The organism is Streptomyces sp. NBC_01450, from assembly GCF_036227505.1.
Taxonomy (GTDB): Bacteria; Actinomycetota; Actinomycetes; order Streptomycetales; family Streptomycetaceae; genus Streptomyces.
On sequence record NZ_CP109480.1, the window covers coordinates 9,081,529 to 9,106,339 of the forward strand.

Annotated in this window: 17 protein-coding genes, 3 rRNA genes and 1 riboswitch; of the genes, 15 read left to right on the forward strand and 5 right to left on the reverse strand. The window is 66.2% G+C overall.

Translation table 11 applies throughout. The annotated features are described in order from the left end of the window. Positions 1 to 21: 21 nt before the first annotated feature. On the forward strand, positions 22 to 915 hold the full coding sequence (locus OG568_RS40360) for a hypothetical protein (RefSeq protein WP_329535084.1): 894 nt from the start codon (positions 22 to 24) through the stop codon (positions 913 to 915). Positions 916 to 983: 68 nt separating this feature from the next. Here OG568_RS40360 and ptsP read toward each other — a convergent pair whose 3' ends face one another. After that, positions 984 to 2,654: a phosphoenolpyruvate--protein phosphotransferase gene (gene ptsP, locus OG568_RS40365; protein WP_266416662.1), complete on the reverse strand. Its 1,671-nt coding sequence runs from the start codon at positions 2,652 to 2,654 to the stop codon at positions 984 to 986. An 83-nt stretch (positions 2,655 to 2,737) separates the two neighbouring features. Beyond that, on the reverse strand, positions 2,738 to 3,187 hold the full coding sequence (locus tag OG568_RS40370; RefSeq protein ID WP_266416665.1) for a PTS sugar transporter subunit IIA: 450 nt from the start codon (positions 3,185 to 3,187) through the stop codon (positions 2,738 to 2,740). Positions 3,188 to 3,873: 686 nt separating this feature from the next. On the opposite strand from OG568_RS40370, the gene OG568_RS40375 reads away from it, so the two are divergent. The 13 genes from OG568_RS40375 (at position 3,874) to OG568_RS40435 (ending at position 19,394) form a co-directional block, all read left to right on the forward strand. Next, a 16S ribosomal RNA gene (locus OG568_RS40375) occupies positions 3,874 to 5,399 on the forward strand. A 317-nt stretch (positions 5,400 to 5,716) separates the two neighbouring features. Then, positions 5,717 to 8,836: ribosomal RNA gene (locus OG568_RS40380) — 23S ribosomal RNA — on the forward strand. A 92-nt stretch (positions 8,837 to 8,928) separates the two neighbouring features. Beyond that, positions 8,929 to 9,045: ribosomal RNA gene (gene rrf, locus OG568_RS40385) — 5S ribosomal RNA — on the forward strand. The 16S, 23S and 5S rRNA genes sit together here, the layout of an rRNA operon. Positions 9,046 to 9,210: 165 nt before the next feature. After that, complete coding sequence (locus tag OG568_RS40390) at positions 9,211 to 9,819, forward strand: CDP-alcohol phosphatidyltransferase family protein (protein WP_329370578.1); 609 nt, start codon at positions 9,211 to 9,213, stop codon at positions 9,817 to 9,819. A 116-nt stretch (positions 9,820 to 9,935) separates the two neighbouring features. Then, entirely contained in the window at positions 9,936 to 12,431 is a 2,496-nt protein-coding gene (locus OG568_RS40395; protein WP_266580926.1) for a mannose-1-phosphate guanyltransferase, read from the forward strand. A gap of 98 nt (positions 12,432 to 12,529) precedes the next feature. Continuing rightward, positions 12,530 to 13,435, forward strand: coding sequence for a DUF881 domain-containing protein (locus OG568_RS40400; protein ID WP_329535085.1), 906 nt, complete (start codon positions 12,530 to 12,532; stop codon positions 13,433 to 13,435). Beyond that, positions 13,432 to 13,764 (forward strand): small basic family protein, encoded by a 333-nt coding sequence (locus tag OG568_RS40405; RefSeq protein WP_003988855.1) that lies wholly within the window; start codon positions 13,432 to 13,434, stop codon positions 13,762 to 13,764. The genes OG568_RS40400 and OG568_RS40405 overlap by 4 nt, the downstream gene beginning before the upstream one ends. 5 nt (positions 13,765 to 13,769) lie before the next feature. Next, entirely contained in the window at positions 13,770 to 14,609 is an 840-nt protein-coding gene (locus OG568_RS40410) for a DUF881 domain-containing protein (protein ID WP_266580922.1), read from the forward strand. A gap of 61 nt (positions 14,610 to 14,670) precedes the next feature. Then, positions 14,671 to 15,636, forward strand: a complete 966-nt coding sequence (locus tag OG568_RS40415) for an FHA domain-containing protein (protein ID WP_266580920.1) — start codon at positions 14,671 to 14,673, stop codon at positions 15,634 to 15,636. A 42-nt stretch (positions 15,637 to 15,678) separates the two neighbouring features. Beyond that, entirely contained in the window at positions 15,679 to 16,440 is a 762-nt protein-coding gene (gene ftsR / locus OG568_RS40420) for a transcriptional regulator FtsR (protein ID WP_329535086.1), read from the forward strand. A gap of 86 nt (positions 16,441 to 16,526) precedes the next feature. Further along, positions 16,527 to 17,000 carry a bifunctional nuclease family protein gene (locus OG568_RS40425; protein ID WP_006123076.1) on the forward strand — a complete coding sequence of 158 codons (474 nt, stop codon included), beginning with the start codon at positions 16,527 to 16,529 and terminating at the stop codon, positions 16,998 to 17,000. A 310-nt stretch (positions 17,001 to 17,310) separates the two neighbouring features. Beyond that, positions 17,311 to 17,955 (forward strand): MerR family transcriptional regulator, encoded by a 645-nt coding sequence (locus OG568_RS40430; RefSeq protein ID WP_266580916.1) that lies wholly within the window; start codon positions 17,311 to 17,313, stop codon positions 17,953 to 17,955. A 44-nt stretch (positions 17,956 to 17,999) separates the two neighbouring features. Beyond that, the gene (locus OG568_RS40435; RefSeq protein ID WP_329535087.1) at positions 18,000 to 19,394 is read left to right on the forward strand and encodes a DNA polymerase IV; all 1,395 of its coding nucleotides are present in this window, start codon (positions 18,000 to 18,002) and stop codon (positions 19,392 to 19,394) included. Positions 19,395 to 19,509: 115 nt separating this feature from the next. Here the strand turns inward: OG568_RS40435 and OG568_RS40440 are convergent, their stop codons facing one another. Further along, positions 19,510 to 19,881: a PRC-barrel domain-containing protein gene (locus OG568_RS40440; RefSeq protein ID WP_266580912.1), complete on the reverse strand. Its 372-nt coding sequence runs from the start codon at positions 19,879 to 19,881 to the stop codon at positions 19,510 to 19,512. A 114-nt stretch (positions 19,882 to 19,995) separates the two neighbouring features. Next, positions 19,996 to 20,091, forward strand: a riboswitch (glycine riboswitch). 180 nt (positions 20,092 to 20,271) lie between these two features. On the opposite strand from OG568_RS40440, the gene gcvP reads away from it, so the two are divergent. Then, complete coding sequence (gene gcvP / locus OG568_RS40445; protein ID WP_329535088.1) at positions 20,272 to 23,157, forward strand: aminomethyl-transferring glycine dehydrogenase; 2,886 nt, start codon at positions 20,272 to 20,274, stop codon at positions 23,155 to 23,157. Between the two features lie 99 nt (positions 23,158 to 23,256). Here gcvP and OG568_RS40450 read toward each other — a convergent pair whose 3' ends face one another. Beyond that, on the reverse strand, positions 23,257 to 23,463 hold the full coding sequence (locus tag OG568_RS40450; protein WP_054229126.1) for a DUF5999 family protein: 207 nt from the start codon (positions 23,461 to 23,463) through the stop codon (positions 23,257 to 23,259). 432 nt (positions 23,464 to 23,895) lie between these two features. Then, a complete protein-coding gene (locus OG568_RS40455) occupies positions 23,896 to 24,480 on the reverse strand; it encodes a hypothetical protein (protein WP_266622951.1) in 585 nt (194 codons plus the stop codon). Positions 24,481 to 24,811: the final 331 nt, after the last annotated feature.

The following is a 24,811-nucleotide window of genomic DNA, read 5'->3' on the forward strand; positions in this document are numbered from 1 at the left end:
CGACTGTGCACAGGGGGAAACATGGCGCACACCGAGCACCAGACCATGCGACGCGTCCTGCGTCGTGAAATCGCCGGCACCATCGGTCTGCTGACCGACGAGCACGACTTCACGGCGATGCGGCGCTACCGCACCTTCACGTTCAACGACCACACGACCTACCTCCAGCAGGTGGAATCCCTGCTCAAGACCCTGGCCGCCCAGGGCAGCCACACCACGGTCGCGCTCTTCGACCCAGAGGAATACGCGGAGTTCTGCACCCACAACGGCCTGGAACCCGACGCCGTCACCAGCCGTACACGCTTCACCGCGGAACTAGCCGCCTCCGGGCCCACCGTTCCGTACGAAGGACAGCCCCTCGACGAACTCGTTCCCGACCTCGTCGACGAAGCCGTCCGCAAAGCGACCTGGGAGTACGCGACCACGCTCCTGGCGCGCATCGGCAACTGCGCATCCTGCGGAGAGGACATCGGACGGGCGGCCTTCGCCCGCGCCACGCACCTGCTCACCCGCGTCCTCGACACCGCGAGCCCCGGCGAGCGCCATCTCGTGTGCAGTGTCTCCGCGGCACCCGAAACACTCGTCGCGGTGCTGCGGGCCGACGACGACGCCGAGGGCACCACCCGCCTCGACGAGTCGGAAGCCCTCGAATTCACCACCGTCCTCGCCTTGGGCCTCGCCACCGGCAGCGCCGGAGGCCTGGTCATGCGCACCACCGCCCCCGACATGACCGACCGCGTCTACGGATGGCGACTGCGCGGAGAAGGCCTGGAACCCCTCACCGCAGGCGAGGTCTTCGACGCCTACTGCACCGATGTCGTATCCGGAGACCTGGTCTCCCCGGAGTCCGGCGTCGACTACTGCGTACCACCCGACCTCGGCAGCGGAGAAGAGGCGCCAGGCCACGCGCACTGAACGCGAAGGGGCGCCCCACCCGCAGGTGGAGCGCCCCTGAGCAACCGTCGCTCGGCGAACCGTCCCGGCTACTCGCCGGACAGCACCGCCTGAGCCGCTGTGCGCGCCTCCTCGGCCGTGTCCGTGGCACGCGCGGCTGCGGCAGCGCGCTCGCACTGCGCCAGCGTGTACTTGGCGAGTGTCGCCCGGACATAGGGAATCGACGCGGCACCCATCGACAAGGAGGTGACACCCAGACCGGTCAGCACACACGCGAGCAGCGGATCGGACGCGGCCTCACCGCAGACACCACAGCTCTTGCCCTCGGCCTTCGCCGCCTCGGCGGACAGGGCGACCAGGTCGAGCAGCGCGGGCTGCCAGGGGTCCTGCAGACGGGACACCGCGCCCACCTGCCGGTCGGCGGCGAAGGTGTACTGCGCGAGGTCGTTGGTCCCCAGCGACAGGAACTCGACCTCCTGCAGGATCGAGCGAGCCCGCAGCGCGGCCGACGGAATCTCCACCATCGCGCCGAACTTCGCCTTCAGCCCGGCGGCCCGGCACGCGTCCGCGAACGCCTTGGCGTCGACGCGGTCGGCGACCATCGGCGCCATGACCTCGAGGTAGACCGGCAGCCCCTCCACAGCCTTCGCGAGCGCCGTCAACTGCGTACGCAGGACGTCGGGGTGGTCGAGCAGGGTGCGCAGACCCCGCACACCCAGCGCCGGGTTCGGCTCGTCGGCAGGAGTGAGGAAGTCCAGCGGCTTGTCCGCGCCCGCGTCCAGCACCCGCACCACGACACGCCCCTCGGGGAACGCCTCGAGCACCTTGCGGTACGCATCGACCTGCTTCTCCTCGGACGGCGCCTGCTTGCTGTCGTCCAGGAAGAGGAACTCGGTACGGAACAGACCGACGCCCTCGGCTCCCGCCTCGACAGCGGCCGGCACATCGGCGGGACCGCCGACATTGGCCAGCAGCGGCACCTTGTGACCGTCGGAGGTGGCACCAGGTCCGGTCGAGGCAGACAGAGCTGCCTTGCGCTCGGCCGCCGCGGCCTCCAGCTGCGCCCGCTTCTCGGCGCTCGGCTCCACGAAGATCTCGCCGGTGCTGCCGTCCACGGCGATCACCGTGCCTTCGGCGAGCTCACCGGCGCCGGGGAGCGCGACGACCGCGGGCACTCCGAGCGCCCGAGCCAGGATCGCGCTGTGGCTGGTCGGCCCGCCCTCCTCGGTGACGAAGCCGAGGACGAGGGTGGGGTCGAGCAGCGCCGTGTCCGCGGGCGCGAGGTCACGAGCAATAAGGACGTACGGCTCGTCGCTGTCCGGGACGCCCGGCATGGGCACCCCGAGCAGCCGGGCGACGATACGGTTCCGCACGTCGTCGAGGTCGGCCACGCGACCGGCGAGGTACTCACCGGCACCCGCCAGCAGCGCGCGGTACGAGGCGAACGCGTCGTAGACCGCTCGCTCGGCCGTGCTGCCGACCGCGATACGCCGATCCACGTCCGCCATCAACTCGGGGTCCTGGGCCATCATGGCCTGCGCCTCGAGCACGGCCTGGGCTTCGCCCCCCGCCAGATTGCCGCGCGCCATCAGATCGGCCGCCACAGCCTCGACGGCCTTGCGGGCGCGCCCCTGTTCGCGCTCCGCGTCCTCCACCGGGATCTGCTTGGCAGGCGGCTCAAGCACCGCCGTTCCCATGTGCCGAACCTCGCCGATCGCCACACCGTGGCTCACGCCGACGCCTCGCAGCGTTGTCTCCATCTCACCCGTCTCCGATAGTGCGGCGCGTCTCGCCGCCGCGGTGGTTTTAGAAACTGCCGTCTACGACGGCAGTGCTGTTGATGTCACTGCCAGCTGAAAAGGGTGTCGCCGGCCTTCACATCGCCGTCCTCGCGGAGATCGGAGAGGGAGTCGGCCGTCGCCTCGAGCGCCACGACCGGGCAGATCGGGGACTTGCCGGCCTCTTCGACGGCAGCCGGGTTCCAACGCACGACGGCCTGACCGCGCGTCACGGTGTCACCCTTGTTGACGAGGAGCTCGAAACCCTCGCCATTGAGCTGCACCGTGTCGATGCCCAGGTGCGTGAGCACGCCATGGCCCTGTCCGTCGACGACGACGAAGGCATGCGGGTGCAGCGAGACGATCACCCCGTCCACAGGGGCGACAGCCTCCCCGGGTTCGCGCACGGGGTCGATCGCCGTGCCGGGGCCTACCATCGCTCCGGAGAAGACGGGATCCGGTACCGCGGCGAGTCCGATGGTGCGTCCTGCAAGAGGGGACGTCACGGTGGTCATGGGAAGCCTCCCAGGGGTGGAGATTCATATGGGCCGTCACTGCCTGTACCGGACGGCGCACTGCTGAGCAGGGTATGTCATATGAACTGTCGGTTCCGCATGAGAGGTCCCGGTTGGCGGCCCTAGAGCACCACGCAAACGATTTGCGCGCGCTCCAAACCCCCATGTACAGTCGTACTCCTGCTTGAGGCTGAGCGACGCGACCAAGCGTCCTTGCCTGGCAGCACCCAACTTGTCAGATCCTATCTCGGGGTCTGGTTCTGCATGTCCGCAGGACCTTGGTCAGAGAGACGGAAAAACGCTGATACTGTTTGGACCGCCGGAAAGGGAAACGCGGAAGCGGAAACCTGGAAAGCACCGAGGAAATCGGATCGCGAAACGGTCTGATAGAGTCGGAAACGCAAGAATAAAGCAAAAAAGCAAGACCGAAGGGAAGCGCCCGGAGGAAAGCCCGAGAGGGTGAGTACAAAGGAAGCGTCCGTTCCTTGAGAACTCAACAGCGTGCCAAAAATCAACGCCAGATATGTTGATACCCCGTCTCCGGCCGATCGGCTGGGGCGAGGTTCCTTTGAAAAAGTCCTGCCGGGCACTGCCTGGTAGGCGCACAGCGAGGACGCTGTGAACCGGGGGGATTATTCCTCTTCCTGGTTCCGCTCTCGTGGTGTCGTCCCGATTACGGGAAAACATTCACGGAGAGTTTGATCCTGGCTCAGGACGAACGCTGGCGGCGTGCTTAACACATGCAAGTCGAACGATGAAGCCCTTCGGGGTGGATTAGTGGCGAACGGGTGAGTAACACGTGGGCAATCTGCCCTTCACTCTGGGACAAGCCCTGGAAACGGGGTCTAATACCGGATAACACCTGCCTGGGCATCTGGGTGGGTTAAAAGCTCCGGCGGTGAAGGATGAGCCCGCGGCCTATCAGCTTGTTGGTGAGGTAGTGGCTCACCAAGGCGACGACGGGTAGCCGGCCTGAGAGGGCGACCGGCCACACTGGGACTGAGACACGGCCCAGACTCCTACGGGAGGCAGCAGTGGGGAATATTGCACAATGGGCGAAAGCCTGATGCAGCGACGCCGCGTGAGGGATGACGGCCTTCGGGTTGTAAACCTCTTTCAGCAGGGAAGAAGCGAGAGTGACGGTACCTGCAGAAGAAGCGCCGGCTAACTACGTGCCAGCAGCCGCGGTAATACGTAGGGCGCAAGCGTTGTCCGGAATTATTGGGCGTAAAGAGCTCGTAGGCGGCTTGTCACGTCGGGTGTGAAAGCCCGGGGCTTAACCCCGGGTCTGCATTCGATACGGGCTAGCTAGAGTGTGGTAGGGGAGATCGGAATTCCTGGTGTAGCGGTGAAATGCGCAGATATCAGGAGGAACACCGGTGGCGAAGGCGGATCTCTGGGCCATTACTGACGCTGAGGAGCGAAAGCGTGGGGAGCGAACAGGATTAGATACCCTGGTAGTCCACGCCGTAAACGGTGGGAACTAGGTGTTGGCGACATTCCACGTCGTCGGTGCCGCAGCTAACGCATTAAGTTCCCCGCCTGGGGAGTACGGCCGCAAGGCTAAAACTCAAAGGAATTGACGGGGGCCCGCACAAGCAGCGGAGCATGTGGCTTAATTCGACGCAACGCGAAGAACCTTACCAAGGCTTGACATACACCGGAAACGGCCAGAGATGGTCGCCCCCTTGTGGTCGGTGTACAGGTGGTGCATGGCTGTCGTCAGCTCGTGTCGTGAGATGTTGGGTTAAGTCCCGCAACGAGCGCAACCCTTGTTCTGTGTTGCCAGCATGCCCTTCGGGGTGATGGGGACTCACAGGAGACTGCCGGGGTCAACTCGGAGGAAGGTGGGGACGACGTCAAGTCATCATGCCCCTTATGTCTTGGGCTGCACACGTGCTACAATGGCAGGTACAATGAGCTGCGAAGCCGTGAGGCGGAGCGAATCTCAAAAAGCCTGTCTCAGTTCGGATTGGGGTCTGCAACTCGACCCCATGAAGTCGGAGTTGCTAGTAATCGCAGATCAGCATTGCTGCGGTGAATACGTTCCCGGGCCTTGTACACACCGCCCGTCACGTCACGAAAGTCGGTAACACCCGAAGCCGGTGGCCCAACCCCTTGTGGGAGGGAGCTGTCGAAGGTGGGACTGGCGATTGGGACGAAGTCGTAACAAGGTAGCCGTACCGGAAGGTGCGGCTGGATCACCTCCTTTCTAAGGAGCATCTAGGCTGCCGGGCTTGCCCGGTGGTCCAGGGCCATTACGTCGGCAAATGTTCGACGGTGGTTGCTCATGGGTGGAACGTTGATTATTCGGCATTTTCGGTCATCTCAGGCTGTGAGTACTGCTCTTCGGGGCGTGGAAAGCTGATCATGGGTGGCGGGGATGCCGGGCACGCTGTTGGGTGTCTGAAGGTACGGCCGATTGTTGGCTGCCTTCAGTGCCGGCCCCAGTGCACTCGAACCGGAAGGTTCGGGGTGATGGGTGGTTGGTCGTTGTTTGAGAACTGCACAGTGGACGCGAGCATCTGTGGCCAAGTTTTTAAGGGCGCACGGTGGATGCCTTGGCACCAGGAACCGATGAAGGACGTGGGAGGCCACGATAGTCCCCGGGGAGTCGTCAACCAGGCTTTGATCCGGGGGTTTCCGAATGGGGAAACCCGGCAGTCGTCATGGGCTGTCACCCTTGCCTGAACACATAGGGCAAGTGGAGGGAACGCGGGGAAGTGAAACATCTCAGTACCCGCAGGAAGAGAAAACAACCGTGATTCCGGGAGTAGTGGCGAGCGAAACTGGATGAGGCCAAACCATATGCGTGTGAGACCCGGCAGGGGTTGCGTATGTGGGGTTGTGGGATTTCTCTTTCACGGTCTGCCGGCCGTGAGACGAGTCAGAAACCGTTGATGTAGGCGAAGGACATGCGAAAGGTCCGGCGTAGAGGGTAAGACCCCCGTAGTCGAAACGTCAACGGCTCGTTTGAGAAACACCCAAGTAGCACGGGGCCCGAGAAATCCCGTGTGAATCTGGCGGGACCACCCGCTAAGCCTAAATATTCCCTGGTGACCGATAGCGGATAGTACCGTGAGGGAATGGTGAAAAGTACCGCGGGAGCGGAGTGAAATAGTACCTGAAACCGTGTGCCTACAAGCCGTGGGAGCGTCGGGCAAGCACTTGTGCTTGCCTCGTGACTGCGTGCCTTTTGAAGAATGAGCCTGCGAGTTTGCGGTGTGTTGCGAGGTTAACCCGTGTGGGGAAGCCGTAGCGAAAGCGAGTCCGAATAGGGCGATTTAGTAGCGCGCTCAAGACCCGAAGCGGAGTGATCTAGCCATGGGCAGGTTGAAGCGGCTGTAAGAGGTCGTGGAGGACCGAACCCACCAGGGTTGAAAACCTGGGGGATGACCTGTGGTTAGGGGTGAAAGGCCAATCAAACTCCGTGATAGCTGGTTCTCCCCGAAATGCATTTAGGTGCAGCGTCGTGTGTTTCTTGCCGGAGGTAGAGCACTGGATAGGCGATGGGCCCTACCGGGTTACTGACCTTAGCCAAACTCCGAATGCCGGTAAGTGAGAGCGCGGCAGTGAGACTGTGGGGGATAAGCTCCATGGTCGAGAGGGAAACAGCCCAGAGCATCGACTAAGGCCCCTAAGCGTACGCTAAGTGGGAAAGGATGTGGAGTCGCAGAGACAACCAGGAGGTTGGCTTAGAAGCAGCCACCCTTGAAAGAGTGCGTAATAGCTCACTGGTCTAGTGATTCCGCGCCGACAATGTAGCGGGGCTCAAGCGTACCGCCGAAGTCGTGTCATTGCAGCAATACTCCCAACGGAGGCTGTGATGGGTAGGGGAGCGTCGTGTGCCGGGTGAAGCCGCGCCGGAAGGCAGTGGTGGACGGTTCACGAGTGAGAATGCAGGCATGAGTAGCGATACACACGTGAGAAACGTGTGCGCCGATTGACTAAGGGTTCCTGGGTCAAGCTGATCTGCCCAGGGTAAGTCGGGACCTAAGGCGAGGCCGACAGGCGTAGTCGATGGATAACCGGTTGATATTCCGGTACCCGCTGTGAAGCGTCAAACATCGAACCAGGCGATGCTAAGTCCGTGAAGCCGCCCCGGAGCCTTCGGGCAAAGGGGAGTGGTGGAGCCGACGGACCAGACCTGTAGTAGGTGAGTGATGGGGTGACGCAGGAAGGTAGTCCATCCCGGGCGGTGGTTGTCCCGGGGTAAGGGTGTAGGCCGTGTGATAGGTAAATCCGTCACACATTAAGGCTGAGACCTGATGCCGAGCCGATTGTGGTGAAGTGGATGATCCTATGCTGTCGAGAAAAGCCTCTAGCGAGTTTCATGGCGGCCCGTACCCTAAACCGACTCAGGTGGTCAGGTAGAGAATACCGAGGCGTTCGGGTGAACTATGGTTAAGGAACTCGGCAAAATGCCCCCGTAACTTCGGGAGAAGGGGGCCATCACCGGTGATGAGTCTTGCACTCTGAGCTGGGGGTGGCCGCAGAGACCAGCGAGAAGCGACTGTTTACTAAAAACACAGGTCCGTGCGAAGCCGTAAGGCGATGTATACGGACTGACGCCTGCCCGGTGCTGGAACGTTAAGGGGACCGGTTAGTCACTCTTCGGGGTGGCGAAGCTGAGAACTTAAGCGCCAGTAAACGGCGGTGGTAACTATAACCATCCTAAGGTAGCGAAATTCCTTGTCGGGTAAGTTCCGACCTGCACGAATGGCGTAACGACTTCTCGACTGTCTCAACCATAGGCCCGGTGAAATTGCACTACGAGTAAAGATGCTCGTTTCGCGCAGCAGGACGGAAAGACCCCGGGACCTTTACTACAGTTTGATATTGGTGTTCGGTTCGGCTTGTGTAGGATAGGTGGGAGACTGTGAAGTGCGGGCGCCAGCCCGTGTGGAGTCGTCGTTGAAATACCACTCTGGTCGTGCTGGATGTCTAACCTGGGTCCGTGATCCGGATCAGGGACAGTGTCTGATGGGTAGTTTAACTGGGGCGGTTGCCTCCTAAAGAGTAACGGAGGCGCCCAAAGGTTCCCTCAGCCTGGTTGGTAATCAGGTGTTGAGTGTAAGTGCACAAGGGAGCTTGACTGTGAGACCGACGGGTCGAGCAGGGACGAAAGTCGGGACTAGTGATCCGGCGGTGGCTTGTGGAAGCGCCGTCGCTCAACGGATAAAAGGTACCCCGGGGATAACAGGCTGATCTTCCCCAAGAGTCCATATCGACGGGATGGTTTGGCACCTCGATGTCGGCTCGTCGCATCCTGGGGCTGGAGTCGGTCCCAAGGGTTGGGCTGTTCGCCCATTAAAGCGGTACGCGAGCTGGGTTTAGAACGTCGTGAGACAGTTCGGTCCCTATCCGCTGTGCGCGTAGGAATATTGAGAAGGGCTGTCCCTAGTACGAGAGGACCGGGACGGACGAACCTCTGGTGTGCCAGTTGTCCTGCCAAGGGCATGGCTGGTTGGCTACGTTCGGGAGGGATAACCGCTGAAAGCATCTAAGCGGGAAGCCTGCTTCGAGATGAGTATTCCCACCCCCTTGAGGGGTTAAGGCTCCCAGTAGACGACTGGGTTGATAGGCCGGATCTGGAAGGCGGGTAACCGCTGGAGGTGACCGGTACTAATAGGCCGAGGGCTTGTCCTCAGTTGCTCGCGTCCACTGTGTTGGTTCTGAAACCACGAACAACCCCGTTGTCGGGCCACGGCAATGGTGCGGTAGTTACAGTTTCATAGTGTTTCGGTGGTCATAGCGTGAGGGAAACGCCCGGTTACATTCCGAACCCGGAAGCTAAGCCTCACAGCGCCGATGGTACTGCAGGGGGGACCCTGTGGGAGAGTAGGACGCCGCCGAGCTAATTTTATGGGAACCCCCGTACCGGGATATCGGTACGGGGGTTTTCTGCGTTCGGGCCCAGGTCTTTTTTCGCGGTGGCTCCTGCACCCCTCCGCGCTCCGACGTGAGCGCTGCGGGTAAGGTCAGGGGGCATCATTGGCTCGTTTCCCACAGGAGGCCCCCGGGTGGAGGTCCAGGAGACCCGCGTCCAGACGGACCGGGTCCTCACCATCCCGAACATCCTCAGCATGGCGCGCCTCGTCGGCGTGCCCGTCTTCCTGTGGCTGATCCTCCGGCCCGAGTTCGGTGGTCCCAAGAGTGACGGCTGGGCCCTGCTCGTGCTCATGCTGAGCGGCATCAGTGACTATCTGGACGGGAAGCTCGCGCGGCGCTGGAACCAAATCAGCAGCCTCGGCCGGCTGCTCGATCCCGCGGCGGACCGGCTCTACATTCTGTCCACTCTTGTGGGGCTCACCTGGCGCGAGATTCTGCCGCTGTGGTTGACGGCTGTACTTCTGGCGCGCGAGTTGGTTCTGCTGGTGGTCGTGGCTGTCCTGCGGCGTCACGGCTATCCGCCGCTGCAGGTGAACTTCCTCGGGAAGGCTGCCACCTTCAACCTGATGTACGCCTTCCCTCTGTTGCTGCTCAGCGACGGAAGTGGATGGCTCGCCTCACTCGCCGCGATTTTCGGATGGGCGTTCGCCGGGTGGGGTACAACCCTCTATTGGTGGGCAGGAGTCCTCTACGTGGTCCAGGTCCGCCGGCTTCTCAGGGCGGACGCCATGGCCGATTGAGCTCGGCCCGATGGGGCAGCTGAAGCGCCCGGATGGCCCGCACTCGAAAACTGCGGGACAATCAGGACGGGTGAAGTCGGCTAGACCGTCGTCTCTTCAAGGAGGACGCTTCCGACATGAAGGCCGTCGTGATGGCCGGAGGCGAAGGCACACGCCTTCGCCCTATGACCTCAAGCATGCCCAAGCCGCTCCTGCCGGTGGTGAACCGCCCGATCATGGAGCACGTGTTGCGGCTGCTCAAAAGGCATGGGCTCAACGAGACCGTGGTTACTGTCCAGTTCTTGGCCTCGTTGGTCAAGAACTACTTCGGTGACGGCGAGGAGCTCGGTATGGAGCTCACTTATGCCAATGAGGAGAAGCCACTCGGTACTGCCGGGAGCGTCAAGAACGCCGAAGAGGCGCTGAAGGACGACACTTTCCTAGTGATCTCCGGTGACGCCCTGACCGACTTCGATCTCACCGACCTCATCAATTTCCACAAGGAAAAGGGTGCGCTGGTCACCGTCTGCTTGACGCGTGTACCGAATCCCCTTGAATTCGGCATCACCATCGTGGACGAAGAGGGCAAGGTCGAGCGCTTCCTGGAGAAACCGACCTGGGGCCAGGTCTTCTCCGACACTGTCAACACGGGTATCTACGTGATGGAGCCCGAAGTCTTCGACTACGTCGAGGCCGACGTCTCCGTCGACTGGTCCGGCGATGTCTTCCCTCAACTGATGAAGGAGGGCAAGCCGGTCTTCGGTTATATCGCCGAGGGTTACTGGGAAGACGTCGGCACCCACGAGAGCTATGTGAAAGCGCAGGCCGACGTCCTGGAGGGCAAGGTCGACGTCGAGATCGACGGTTTCGAGATCTCCCCGGGCGTGTGGGTCGCCGAAGGCGCCGAGGTGCACTCCGACGCCGTACTGCGAGGTCCGCTCTACATCGGTGACTACGCCAAGGTCGAGGCGGACGCCGAAATCCGCGAACACACCATCGTCGGCTCCAACGTCGTCGTCAAGAGTGGGGCCTTCCTGCACAGAGCCGTGGTCCACGACAACGTGTACATCGGCCAGCACAGCAATTTGCGCGGCTGCGTGATCGGGAAGAACACCGACATCATGCGGGCCGCGCGGATCGAGGACGGCGCCGTCATCGGCGATGAATGCCTTGTCGGTGAAGAATCGATCATTCAGGGAAACGTACGTGTCTATCCGTTCAAGACCATCGAGGCCGGCGCCGTCGTCAGCACCTCGGTGATCTGGGAGTCGCGCGGGCAGGCGCATCTCTTCGGCGCCCGTGGTGTCTCCGGAATCCTGAACGTGGAGATCACTCCGGAACTCGCCGTGCGCCTCGCGGGGGCGTACGCGACGACGCTGAAGAAGGGCTCCACCGTCACCACGGCCCGCGACCACTCCCGAGGCGCCCGCGCGTTGAAGCGGGCGGTCATCTCGGCCCTGCAGACCAGCGCCATCGACGTACGCGACCTGGAGAACGTACCGCTGCCGGTGGCTCGACAGCAGACCGCCAGGGGCAGTGCGGGCGGGATCATGATCCGTACGACGCCCGGGGTGCCGGACTCCGTCGACATCATGTTCTTCGACGGGCAGGGTGCCGACCTGTCGCAAGGAGGTCAGCGGAAGCTGGACCGAGTGTTCGCGCGGCAGGAGTACCGGCGCGCGTTCCCGGGTGAGATCGGGGATCTGCACTTCCCGGCCAGTGTCTTCGACTCGTACACCGGATCACTGCTCAGGAACGTGGACACCACCGGCATCAAGGAATCCGGTCTGAAGGTGGTCGTGGACGCTTCGAACGGCAGTGCGGGGCTTGTGCTGCCCAGCCTGTTGGGCAAGCTCGGTGTGGACTCCCTGACCATCAATCCCGGTCTCGACGAGTCCAGGCCAACGGAGACGGCGGACACGCGGCGGGCCGGTCTGGTCCGGCTGGGCGAGATCGTGGCGTCCGCGCGCGCCGCGTTCGGGGTGCGCTTCGACCCGGTGGGCGAGCGGCTCTCGCTCGTCGACGAGAAGGGGCGGATCGTCGAGGACGACCGGGCCCTGCTCGTGATGCTCGATCTGGTGGCCGCGGAGCGGCGCAGTGGGCGGGTGGCGCTGCCGGTGACCACCACGCGGATCGCCGAGCAGGTGGCGGCCTACCACGGGACACAGGTGGAGTGGACGACCACGTCTCCGGACGATCTGACGAGGGTCGGACGCGAGGAGTCGACGATCTTCGGCGGTGACGGGCGTGGCGGATTCATCATTCCGGAGTTCAGCAGCGTCTTCGACGGCGCGGCGGCTTTCGTACGACTGATCGGGCTGGTGGCGCGGACGCAGCTCACGCTCAGCCAGATCGACGCGCGGATTCCGCGGGCGCATGTCCTCAAGCGTGATCTGGCCACTCCCTGGGCCGTCAAGGGCCTGGTGATGCGCCGGGTCGTGGAGGCGGCCGGGGACCGGTTCGTGGACACGACCGACGGTGTACGGGTCGTGGAGACCGACGGACGCTGGGTGATGGTGCTGCCCGACCCCGCCGAGGCGGTCACACATCTGTGGGCGGAGGGCCCGGACGACGCGTCCGCGGAGGCCCTGCTCGACGAGTGGGCGGCCGTGGTGGACAGCGCCGGTCGCTGAAACGGACAGCACGCGTGCGTGCCGGACAAGTGCCCCCAAAGGGGCCTGTCCGGCACGCCGGTGGGGCCATTCGGAGGTAGCGCCCGCGACGTGCGACGATGTGCGGCATGCCGCAGCAGCCCCCCATTCGGAGCACACCTCCGCGCCCCACGCGCCCGGACGCCTCCATGTCGCTGCTCACCAACGTCATGGATCACAGCCTCGACGACGGATACGCCGAGGCTGCCGCCCGTAGGGAGGCCGAGGGCACCGGCGGCATACCGAAAACGGTACGGGCGAAGCTGGGTCTGGCGGCCGGTCTCGTCCTCGCGGCCCTGGTGGTCACCGTGGGCGCGGCGAACGCGCGGATAGCGGCCCCCGTCGTCGCCAAGGAGCGCCAGGAGCTCATCGACCGTGTCGAGCGCGAGACCGCGGCCGCGGACAAGCTCGAGAGCGGTGTCGACACCCTGCGCGACGACGTGAGCGCCCGGCAGAACGAGGCGTTGAAGAAGCAGGGGGGCAGCGGTCAGGCCGATCTGGTGGGCATCCTGTCCGGTGCCGTCGCCGTCCACGGGTCCGGTGTGAAACTCGTCGTGAACGACGCCAAGGAAGCCACCGAGGGCGGCGACGGCAATCCCCGTGAGACCAGTGGGTTCTCCGACACCGGGCGCGTCCGCGACCGTGACATGCAGCGGGTCGTCAACGGGCTCTGGGAGTCCGGCGCGGAGGCCGTCTCGATCAACGGACAGCGGCTGACGGCACTGTCGGCGATCAGGGCCGCCGGTGACGCGATACTGGTCGACAACAAGCCGCTGGTGCCGCCCTACACGGTGCTGGCGGTGGGGGACGGCGAACGGCTCAGCACCAGGTTCCAGAACAGTGCCGACGGCCTGTATCTGCACGCCCTGCAGGAGAACTACGGCATCCGGACCGCCATTTCCGTCGAAAATGACGTCCAGTTGTCCGCCGCACCGAGTGTGATCGTACGTACAGCACAGCCGAGCACAGAGAAGGGCACATCGTGATCGCCGTACTGGGCCTCGTCGTGGGAGTCGTGGCTGGATTGTTGGTCCGGCCCGAGGTTCCGGCGGTCGTCGAGCCTTACCTTCCGATCGCCGTCGTGGCGGCGCTCGACGCCGTGTTCGGAGGTCTGCGGGCGATGCTCGACGGCATCTTCGACGACAAGGTCTTCGTGGTCTCCTTCCTGTCGAACGTGGTCGTCGCCGCGCTGATCGTCTTCCTGGGCGACAAGTTGGGTGTGGGCGCGCAGCTGTCCACCGGCGTCGTGGTCGTCCTCGGTATCCGCATCTTCTCCAACGCCGCGGCGATCCGTCGGCACGTGTTCCGGGCGTGAGGCAGATGAGCAACGAGGGCGAGACACCCGAGAACAGGCTGCGCAAGGAACTTCCCGAAGAGGTCCCGGCCGCGGCTCCCGAGAGTTCGGGGCCTGAGCACGGTGAGCAGGCTGAGCCGTCGCTGACCGGCCGGCAGCGGCTCGTGAAGGGGTTGTGGCCGCCGCGGGTGACGCGCGCGCAACTCATCGTGGCCCTGCTTCTGTTCGGCCTCGGCTTCGGTCTGGCGGTTCAGGTGGCCTCCAACAGCGACAGCGGGAGCGCCCTGCGCGGCGCGCGTCAAGAAGATCTTGTACGGATCCTCGATGAACTCGACAGCCGTACGCAGCGTCTAGAAGACGAGAAGCAGGGTCTCGAAGATCAGCGCACCGAGCTGGAGAACAGCTCGAACCAGGCAGCGGAGGCTCGCAAGCAGACGGCCGAGAAGGAGAAGCAACTCGGCATTCTGGCGGGCACGGTGGCGGCGCAGGGACCCGGCATCACGCTGACGATCAACGACACGAAGGGGACGGTCAAGGCGGACATGCTGCTTGACGCGATCCAGGAACTGCGCGCTGCCGGCGCGGAGGCGATCCAGGTGAACGGTGTTCGGGTCGTCGCCAGTACCTATCTCGCCGACTCCGGCAAGGGTGTGAGCGTCGACGGGAACAAGATCACCCAACCCTATCGTTTCAAGGTCATTGGTAAGCCGCAGGACCTCGAGCCGGCGCTCAACATCCCCGGAGGCGTGGTGCAGACTCTTGAGAAGGAGCAGGCCACCGTAACGGTGGAGCGTGCGACGAAGATCATTGTGGATGCCTTGCGGGCTGCGAAGCAGCCTGACTACGCTCGGTCGTCCTCCCAGTGAACCGGGGGTGCATGGGCGTCGTCCGGCGAGGGCATGAGGTTGCGGGGGGTCGGCGCACCGAATGGGTGGTGCGTGGTGGAAACTGTCTGGTGGATACGGACGTTGTGAGGATGTCCGGGTCGACCGGTGTGTTCAATCAGTGTTCGTCCTGCCCCACGGGCGGGTCTGTTTCGGTCAAGGGGAATCGCCCGTGAAGTTGTTTGCGAAGTTGTTCGGCAAGAGCGCACGAGGAGAGGGCAGCGACAACGCGACTGCCCGGCATCGTGCACCACGCCATGGAGACGCGGAGGGCCAGGGCGGCGACCGCCCGCTGTTCCGGGACCAGGTCGGTGACATTCCCGGTGGTCAGGGCGCGCCGTCTGTTGACCCTGCCCAGTCCGGACGCATAGGTTTCGGGGAACCGTCAGCCTCAAGTGCGGGTGGAGGGTTCGCCTCCGGCCCGCACGCGTCCCATGCCCCTGGGGGGCAGCCGCGGCAGGAGGATCCGTCCATGTCGGCCCTGGTGTGTACGAGGTGCGGTAACCGCAACGCGGAGAACAGCCGCTTCTGCTCCAACTGCGGTGCGCCGCTGCGGCCCGGAGCGGTACCGGAGCGTGCGTCCGAGACCACGTCCACGATCTCCATTTCGGGCATCGAGGCCTACGATGCCGAGGTCACCGGCCAGACGCAGATGCCGACGCTCTCTCCGGAGGCGCAGGCGGCCGTCGACGCGCTGCCGCTCGGCTCGGCGCTCCTGGTGGTGCGCCGCGGTCCGAACTCGGGCAGCCGCTTCCTGCTGGACGGTGAGCTGACGACGGCCGGGCGTCATCCGCAGAGCGACATCTTCCTGGACGACGTGACCGTGTCGCGTCGCCACGTGGAGTTCCGTCGGGCCGCGGACGGCTCGTTCACGGTCGCCGATGTGGGCAGCCTGAACGGCACGTACGTCAACCGGGAGCGAATCGACTCGGTCCCGCTGTCGAACGGCGACGAGGTGCAGATCGGGAAGTACCGGCTGGTCTTCTACGCGAGCCAGCGGGGCATCTGACCCTCCCCCGGACTCCGTCCGGGGGGACCCTCAGGAAGGTCCATGCTTCGAACACCGAGCGGCGGTGCCGGGAGCGGTACCGCCGCAGCGGACAGTGGGCTGATGAGCATCGGCTCGGTGCTGAACACGCTGCGCGACGAGTTCCCCGAAGTCACGATCTCCAAGATCCGGTTCCTGGAGTCGGAGGGGCTCATCGAGCCGCAGCGGACCCCCTCGGGGTATCGCAAGTTCAGCCAGGCCGATGTCGAGCGCCTCGGGCACGTACTGCGGATGCAGCGGGACCACTATCTGCCGTTGAAGGTGATCCGCGAGCATCTGGACGCTCTGGAGCGTGGGGAGCCGGTGCGGCTGCCGTCCGTGGGGCGGCAGCGTGACTCCGGTGACGGGGAGACGTTCACGCTCGGCGACCTCTTCGGGGAGCCCGAGGCGCCCGCGGCGGCGCGTGTGGGCCGTGCGGAGCTGCTGGCCGCCGCCGAGATCGGCGAGAAGGAGCTTCAGGAGTGGGAGTCGTACGGACTCCTCGCCCCGCTTCCGGACGGGGCATATGACGCCGAGGCGGTGACGGTCGCCGTGCTCGTCGTCGAGCTGGGGCGGTTCGGGATCGAGCCGCGCCATTTGCGTGCCATGAAGGCCGCGGCCGACCGTGACGCGGGGCTCGTGGACCAGGTGGTGGCGCCGTTGCGGCGCCACCGCAATCCGCAGACCAGGGCGCACGCCGAGGCCCGTACGAAGGAGCTGGCGGGGCTCACGGTGAAGCTGCACGCCGCGCTGGTGCAGACAGCGCTGGGCGTACGGCTGCCCTGACCCGAAGTGCCCGGCGGCCGTCCGGATCGGCCACCCGTTCTGTGCCCGACTACCCAAACGTCCCGGGCACGGCCTAGGGTTACTGTGTGAACGAGCTCGATGTCGTAGGTGTCCGGGTCGAAATGCCCTCCAACCAACCGATCGTGCTCCTGCGTGAAGTGGGAGGCGACCGCTACCTCCCCATCTGGATCGGACCGGGGGAGGCGACGGCGATCGCCTTCGCCCAGCAGGGCATGGCCCCCGCGCGACCGCTGACCCACGACCTGTTCAAGGACGTGCTGGAAGCCGTCGGCCAGGAGCTCACCGAGGTGCGCATCACTGATCTGCGCGAGGGGGTCTTCTACGCGGAGCTGGTGTTCGCGAGCGGGGTCGAGGTCAGCGCCCGCCCGTCCGACGCCATAGCGCTGGCGCTGCGCACCGGGACGCCGATCTATGGCAGCGACGGTGTGCTCGACGACGCCGGCATCGCGATCCCGGACGAGCAGGAGGACGAGGTGGAGAAGTTCCGCGAGTTCCTCGACCAGATCTCGCCCGAGGACTTCGGGACCAACAGCCAGTGAGGGGACCGGTCGACCGGTGACGGGCCGGTCGCCCTCGGGTGGGCGATCGGGCACCCGGGCTCGTGGAGCGGGCGGGATGTCCAGCCCGTGACGAGCCGATGGATCGCAGGATTCCGGGGTGGCAATTGCCCGTGGCCCGTGGGGCGCGCTGCGGCCCGCTCCGAGAGCATTCGGCTAGCCTTTCCCCGCGGTGGGACACGGGAAACCACTCCTAGGGTGATTATCACTCGGCGTGCCGAGTGTGGCGATCGTTGACGCACCCCCGGTGACTGCCTACCGTCGAGAAGGCAGGTCAAGGACGGAGGTCGGCGTGAGAAGCAGCGGCGACGGTACGGCTGGGGGTGCCCCCGGACGCAGTCTGGGGGAGAGCGGCCCGTACCCGCTTCACGGCAGCGCGGCCGGTCACGTTCCGCAGCGGCCGACAGCGGTGTCTGGTGAGTCCGGTGAGGGAGGGGCGGCTGCCGAGGAGATCGGCTACCGCGGTCCCACGGCGTGTGCCGCCGCGGGCATCACCTACCGGCAGTTGGACTACTGGGCCAGGACCGGTCTGGTCGAACCGAGCGTGCGGCCCGCCTACGGGTCGGGGACCCAGCGGCTCTACAGCTTCCGGGACGTCGTGGTCCTGAAGATCGTGAAGCGGTTCCTCGACACGGGAGTGTCGTTGCAGAACATCCGCACCACGGTCCAGCACCTCAGGGAGCGCGGCTTCCGGGACCTGGAGCGGATGACGCTGATGAGCGACGGTGCGACCGTCTACGAATGTTCCTCGCCCGACGAGGTGCACGCCCTGTTGCAGGGCGGTCAGGGCGTCTTCGGGATCGCCGTGGGTGTGGTGTGGCGGGACGTCGAGAGTGCGCTCTCGCAGTTGCACGGGGAGCGTGTGGACACGGGCGAGACGCTCGTCAGGCACAACCCGACGGACGAGCTGGCGCGCCGGCGCAATCGGGCCGTCTGACGCCCACAGGGGCGTTGTCAGTGGCGTAGGGCAGCATCGGAGATGTGAGAACCGCGCCCACGATCCTGCATCTCGACATGGATGCCTTCTTCGCCTCGGCGGAGCAGGCAGCCAAGCCGAGCCTGCGCGGGAAGGCCGTCGTCGTGGGCGGGCTGGGACCGCGCGGAGTCGTCGCCACCGCCTCGTACGAGGCACGGGTCTTCGGGGTGCACTCGGCGATGCCCATGGCCCAGGCACGGCGGCTGGCGCCGAACGCCGCGTACCTCGTGCCCCGCTTCACGCTCTACCGGGAGATCAGTGAGCAGGTGATGGGGCTGCTGAGGGCGTTGTCGCCGCTGGTGGAGCCGCTGAGCCTGGACGAGGCGTTCGTCGATCTGGAGGCCGGGGAAGCGGCCTGGGACGAGGCTTCCGCGCGGCTGGCCGGGGCGAAGCTGCGCGTGGACATCCGGACCGTCACGGGGCTGACGGGATCGGTGGGGCTCGCCGGGTCCAAGATGCTCGCCAAGATCGCCTCGGAGCAGGCCAAGCCCGACGGTCTCGTGGTCATAGAGCCGGGGACCGAGCGCGCGCTGCTCGGGCCCATGTCGGTGCGGACACTGCCGGGTGTCGGGCCCGCGACGGGGGACCATCTGCGCCGGGCCGGGATCACCACGGTCGACGAGATCGCCGAGGCGGGCGAGGACGAGCTCGTACGGCTGCTGGGGAAGGCCCACGGGCACGCGCTGTACGCGATGGCGCTGGCGCATGACGAGCGGCCCGTGGTGGCCGAGCGGGAGACGAAGTCCGTGTCGGTGGAGGACACCTACGACGTGGACATCCACGACCGGATGCGGGTCGGCCTGGAGGTGCAGCGGCTCGCCGACCGGTGTGTGCGGCGGCTGCGCGACGCGGGGCTGTCCGGGCGGACCATCGTGCTGAAGGTACGGAGATACGACTTCTCGACGCTGACCCGGTCCGAGACGCTGCGGGGGCCGACGGACGACCCAGGCGTCGTACGGGAGGCCGCAGCGCGGCTTCTGGAGGCCGTGGACACCACCGGGGGCGTACGGCTGCTGGGGGTCGGCGTCTCGGGGCTCGCCGACTACACGCAGGAGGACCTGTTCGCCCAGGCCCAGGCCCAAGCGGAGGCCGAGGCGGAGGCCGCCGCGGGGGAGGCGGCGGTGCCGGAGCATCCGGACGAGGAAGGGGCGCAGGACACGGTCCCTGAGCAGGTGCCGCCTGCTGAGCGGCGGTGGCCCGCGGGGCATGACGTGCGGCATGCCGAGTACGGGCACGGGTGGGTGCAGGGAAGTGGGCTGGGGCGGGTGACTGTGCGGTTCGAGACGCCTTACTCCGAGCCGGGGCGTGTGCGGACGTTTCGTACGGATGATGTCGCGTTGGAGTTGGCTGATCCGTTGCCGTTGGTGCGGGGGACCGTTTGCGATCGCCGTGGGGGGTGAAGTCGGATCGGCGCCGCGGGCGGAATGTGGCCGGCCGCGCCCACGCGGGGGAGCCACATGATGTCAGAGCCCCGCGCCCCTGACGGGGCGCGTCAGCTGGGCCCCATCCGAGAAGTCAACCCTCGTCCGTGCCCGCCAGGCGGCCGAAGTCTCGGTCCGGGGGTGGGGGCGGGGGTGTCACGTCCAGGCCGTAGTGGTGGTAGAGCTGGAGTTCCTGTTCGGGGGAGAGATGGCGGCCCACGCCGAAGTCGGGGGCGTCCCTGATCAGGGCGCGCTCGAAGGGGACACGCAGCGTGCCCTCGACGAGTTCGCTGGGCTCCAGCGGAACGAAGGCGTCCCTGCTGAACAGACCCGTCCGTATGGCGGCCCACTCCGGGACGCCGGTCGCGTCGTCGAGATAGACCTCGTCGACCGTGCCGATCTTGGCGCCGTTACGGTCGAGCGCCTTGCGGCCGATCAGGTTGCGCGGATCGATATCGGTCTGCACGGGCCCTCCACTCGCTAGCAACTCATCCGTAAGCACTACAAAAGAGCACATTCGGGAAGGTGGCCACTCGAAAGCTCGTGCGTTGTCCTCGCTGGTAGGCTTGCAGACGGCTGCTGACCCCGTGCGGGAGAGTCCTCCAGACACCACCGGAGGCGCCGAAGGAGCAAATCCTCCCCGGAATCTCTCAGGCACACGTACCGCACGGACGAGGTCACTCTGGAAAGCAGAGCGGGTGTCGAAGGCCTCCGCTCTCACCGACGGTGAAAGTCGGGTCGCAGCGAGCGGGCGGTCCGGTGAAGCTCTCAGGTTGAGATGACAGAGGGGGAGGCCGTCGGGGTACCCACGTCGTGGTGCCCCTCGAAGGTCGCGTCAGACCAGGAGGCCTCCGCAATGACCGCCCATCGCATTCCGCTCTCCGAGCTCGAACAGGGAATCCCCTTCGAACAGCGCCACATCGGGCCCGACTCCGAGGCGCAGGCGAAGATGCTCGCGCAGGTCGGCTACGGCTCGCTCGATGAGCTGACGGCCGCCGCGGTGCCGGACGTCATCAAGAACGCCGAGGCGCTGGAGCTGCCGGGCGCGCGTACCGAGGCCGAGGTGCTGGCCGAGCTGCGTTCCCTCGCGGACCGCAACCAGGTGCTCGACTCGATGATCGGCCTCGGCTACTACGGCACGTTCACGCCGCCGGTGATCCTGCGCAACGTCATGGAGAACCCGGCCTGGTACACCGCGTACACGCCGTACCAGCCGGAGATCTCCCAGGGGCGGCTCGAAGCGCTGCTGAACTTCCAGACCGTCGTCGCCGAGCTGACCGGGCTGCCCACCTCCGGCGCCTCCCTGCTCGACGAGGGCACCGCCGCCGCCGAGGCGATGGCGCTGTCCCGGCGCATGGGCAAGAACAAGAAGGGCCTCTTCCTGGTCGACGCGGACACCCTGCCGCAGACCGTCGCCGTGATCGAGACCCGCGCCGAGCCGACCGGCGTCGAGGTCGTCGTCGCCGACCTGAGCGAGGGCATCCCGGCCGAGATCGCCGGGCGTGAGATCAACGGCGTGCTGATCCAGTACCCGGGCGCCTCCGGGGCCGTACGCGATCTGAAGCCCGTCATCGAGCAGGCGCACGAGCTCGGCGCGGTCGTCACGGTCGCCGCCGACCTGCTCGCCCTCACGCTGCTCACCTCGCCGGGTGAACTCGGCGCCGACATCGCGGTCGGTACGACCCAGCGCTTCGGCGTGCCGATGGGCTTCGGCGGTCCGCACGCCGGATACATGGCGGTGCGTGAGAAGTTCGCGCGCAGCCTGCCCGGCCGGCTGGTGGGCGTCTCCGTGGACGCGGACGGACACAAGGCGTACCGGCTCGCCCTGCAGACGCGGGAGCAGCACATCCGGCGCGAGAAGGCGACCAGCAACATCTGCACGGCGCAGGTGCTGCTCGCGGTGATGGCCGGCATGTACGCCGTCTACCACGGTCCCGAGGGCCTGCGGACCATCGCACGGCGTACGCACCGGTACGCCACGATCCTCGCCGCGGGTCTGACGGCCGGCGGGGTCGAGGTCGTGCACGGCACCTACTTCGACACGCTGACCGCGCGGGTGCCGGGCCGGGCCGCCGAGATCGTGGCGGGCGCGCGCGACGGAGGCGTCAACCTCCACCTCGTCGACGCCGACCACGTGTCGATCGCCTGCGACGAGACCACCGCCCGCAGGCAGGTGGGCGCCGTCTGGACCGCGTTCGGCGTCGACGGTGACATCGAGGCCCTGGACGCCACCGCCGAGGACACGCTGCCCGCCGGGCTGCTGCGCACCGACGACTACCTCACGCACCCGGTCTTCCACCAGTACCGCTCCGAGACCGCGATGCTGCGCTATCTGCGCAAGCTGTCCGACCGCGACTACGCGCTCGACCGCGGCATGATCCCGCTGGGCTCCTGCACCATGAAGCTCAACGCGACCACCGAGATGGAGCCGGTCACCTGGCCCGAGTTCGGCCAGCTGCACCCCTTCGTGCCCGCCGAGCAGGCGCAGGGCTACCTCACGCTCATCCAGGAGCTGGAGGAGCGGCTCGCCGAGGTCACCGGGTACGACAAGGTGTCCCTCCAGCCGAACGCGGGCTCCCAGGGCGAGCTGGCCGGGTTGCTCGCCGTCCGCGGCTACCACCGTGCCAACGGCGACGACCGGCGCACCGTGTGCCTGATCCCGTCCTCCGCGCACGGCACGAACGCCGCGAGCGCCGTGATGGCGGGCATGAAGGTCGTCGTCGTGAAGACCGCCGAGGACGGCGAGATCGACGTCGAGGACCTGCGCGCGAAGATCGAGCAGTACCGCGATGAGCTGGCCGTGCTGATGATCACGTACCCCTCGACGCACGGTGTGTTCGAGGAGCACGTCGCCGACATCTGCGCGCAGGTGCACGAGGCGGGCGGGCAGGTGTACGTCGACGGCGCCAACCTCAACGCGCTGGTGGGTCTCGCCAAGCCGGGCCACTTCGGTGGTGACGTCTCGCACCTGAACCTGCACAAGACGTTCTGCATCCCGCACGGCGGCGGCGGTCCGGGCGTGGGCCCGGTCGGCGTACGCGCGCACCTGGCGCCGTACCTGCCGAACCACCCGCTGCAGCCCGCGGCCGGTCCCGAGACCGGCGTGGGGCCGATCTCGGCCGCTCCCTGGGGCTCGGCGGGCATTCTGCCCATCTCCTGGGCGTACGTCCGTCTCATGGGCGGTGAGGGCCTCAAGCGGGCCACGCAGGTGGCGGTGCTGTCCGCGAACTACATCGCCAAGCGCCTGGAGCCGCACTTCCCGGTGCTCTACACCGGCCCCGGTGGGCTGGTCGCGCACGAGTGCATCATCGATCTGCGTCCGCTGACCAAGGCGACCGGCGTCAGTGTCGACGACATCGCCAAGCGGCTCATCGACTACGGCTTCCACGCGCCGACGATGTCCTTCCCGGTGGCCGGCACGCTGATGATCGAGCCGACCGAGTCCGAGGACCTGATCGAGCTCGACCGGTTCTGCGACGCGATGATCGCCATCCGTACGGAGATCGGCAAGGTCGGCTCGGGCACCTGGGCGGCCGAGGACAACCCGCTGCGGAACGCGCCGCACACGGCTGCCGCGCTCGGTGGCGAGTGGGAGCACGCGTACTCCCGCGAGGAGGCCGTCTTCCCGGCGGGCGTCTCGGCCGCGGACAAGTACTGGCCGCCGGTGCGCCGCATCGACCAGGCGTACGGCGACCGGAACCTGGTGTGTTCCTGCCCGCCGCTGGACGCTTACGAAGAGTAATCACCCTCGGATACGCGTCGGGGCCGGTTCGGAGATGACGTCTCCGGGCCGGCCCCTCTTCATGTCCGGGTGGCGGTCACCGCCACCCGGTGGTGCGCCTCAGGCGGCGGTCATCACGTGCTCGCTGCCCTGGGGGCGGTGCGGGGCGATGATCTGGCCGTCAGGCAGGAGCTCACCGGTGTCCTCGAAGAGCAGAACGCCGTTGCACAGGAGGCTCCATCCCTGCTCCGGGTGGTGCGCCACGAGACGGGCGGACTCCCGGTCGGCTGATTCGGCTGTCGGACACGGTGGCTGGTGCTGGCACATGGATGGGATCTTTCGCTGGGATGAGAGATGAGTGGTGGCTGTGGTGTCTTTCCCGCGGCTTGAAGTGCTCATGGCCGCCCCCCGTGGTGTGTGTTTGGAACCCAGTGTTGCCCTACGGGCGTCAATCCGCAGGGATTTCGCAGCAGCGCTCCTCACAGGTTGGAGACGCGTCACCTGTGCGGACGGTTCAGTCCAACTGCACCGTCCCTTCGGGGGGTTCGCGGTGGCCGGATGGGGCTAGTCCGGTCGGGCGGATGGGGCGTTCTCCCTCGTACGAGCGCTGTCGGGCCCGAACGAGCGGCCGGGTTCGGGATCGGGTCCCGGGGTTCTCCGGATCTGGGCTCCGGGTTCGAACGGCCCCGTGCCCCGCGACCGGTACAACGGTGGCGGGGCACGGGGCGATGCGCTCGATGTGCTTCTCCGGGCGGGCGCTTACGCGGGCGAGCTGAGCAGCGGGGCGGGAGTGAGCCGGTGCGTGAGGACCGGGAGGAGTTCGGCGACGCGGTGCGGGCGGTGCGCGGCGATGCCGGGCGGCGCGGGCGCCAGTGGCACCAGGAGATCGGTGGCCGCCGGGTGTCCGGTGGCGCCGTCCGCGGCGCAGTCCCCGTGCAGCCAGAGGGTGAGCATGTAGAGCTCGGGAACGGACAGCAGCCGCGGCTGATACGACTGGCTCATGTTCTCGGCGTGGCGCAGGGCGCGCTCGGTCGAGGCGATGTAGGGGCCTTCGAAGAAGTGCGAGAAGGCCCAGCCGTCCGGGGTGAGCATGGTCTCGGCCGCGGCCACCGAGCGGTCGCCGCAGCGGATCAGGAAGCGCCATCCGGCGAGCCGGGTGGTCGCGGCGCCGGCCGGTGCGATGCGGTCCAGGACGTGTACGGGCAACGGGAGTTCGGGGGTGACGGGTCCCTGGGCCATGCGCAGGGACGGGGTGCGGGCCTCGCGGACTGCGGTGGGGGAACCGAGTGCCGTGAGGACGGTGCGCAGGGCGGGCGAGGGAGCCGGGGGGACATGCAGCGGCATGGTGGGTCGCCTCTCATTCGACAGGCACAGTGGCGCGAGGGCGGGGGCGGACGGCGCTGTCAGCTCTCGGGGTCGGAGGAGCGAGGGGTCTGGATCTGCCGACAGGATGTCGCCTGCCGCACGTCACTTCGACGACAGGACCTTGGACCGCGAGCGCCAACTCTCCGCCTCGTTTGCGGAGTTTATACGACACGTGTTCAGATGGTGTTTCGTCTAGCCGTCCTGAATATGAAGAGCAAGGCGGTATTCGGTCGACGAAACGAGAGGTTCATCCCGGTTCTGCGTCGGGGCCCGGCGGTGACCTCGGAATTCCCTGCCGGAGCGGTCGGCC

What these genes read in the sequence shown, in the direction of transcription:
- OG568_RS40360 (WP_329535084.1), top strand. Translation starts at nt 22, where the DNA reads ATGGCGCACACCGAGCACCAGACCATGCGACGCGTCCTGCGTCGTGAA.
- OG568_RS40410 (WP_266580922.1), top strand. Translation starts at nt 13,770, where the DNA reads ATGAGCAACGAGGGCGAGACACCCGAGAACAGGCTGCGCAAGGAACTT.
- OG568_RS40450 (WP_054229126.1), bottom strand. Translation starts at nt 23,463, where the DNA reads ATGTGCCAGCACCAGCCACCGTGTCCGACAGCCGAATCAGCCGACCGG.
- OG568_RS40395 (WP_266580926.1), top strand. Translation starts at nt 9,936, where the DNA reads ATGAAGGCCGTCGTGATGGCCGGAGGCGAAGGCACACGCCTTCGCCCT.
- OG568_RS40415 (WP_266580920.1), top strand. Translation starts at nt 14,671, where the DNA reads ATGGGTGGTGCGTGGTGGAAACTGTCTGGTGGATACGGACGTTGTGAG.
- ftsR (WP_329535086.1), top strand. Translation starts at nt 15,679, where the DNA reads ATGCTTCGAACACCGAGCGGCGGTGCCGGGAGCGGTACCGCCGCAGCG.
- ptsP (WP_266416662.1), bottom strand. Translation starts at nt 2,654, where the DNA reads ATGGAGACAACGCTGCGAGGCGTCGGCGTGAGCCACGGTGTGGCGATC.
- gcvP (WP_329535088.1), top strand. Translation starts at nt 20,272, where the DNA reads ATGACCGCCCATCGCATTCCGCTCTCCGAGCTCGAACAGGGAATCCCC.
- OG568_RS40455 (WP_266622951.1), bottom strand. Translation starts at nt 24,480, where the DNA reads ATGCCGCTGCATGTCCCCCCGGCTCCCTCGCCCGCCCTGCGCACCGTC.
- OG568_RS40370 (WP_266416665.1), bottom strand. Translation starts at nt 3,187, where the DNA reads ATGACCACCGTGACGTCCCCTCTTGCAGGACGCACCATCGGACTCGCC.
- OG568_RS40400 (WP_329535085.1), top strand. Translation starts at nt 12,530, where the DNA reads ATGTGCGGCATGCCGCAGCAGCCCCCCATTCGGAGCACACCTCCGCGC.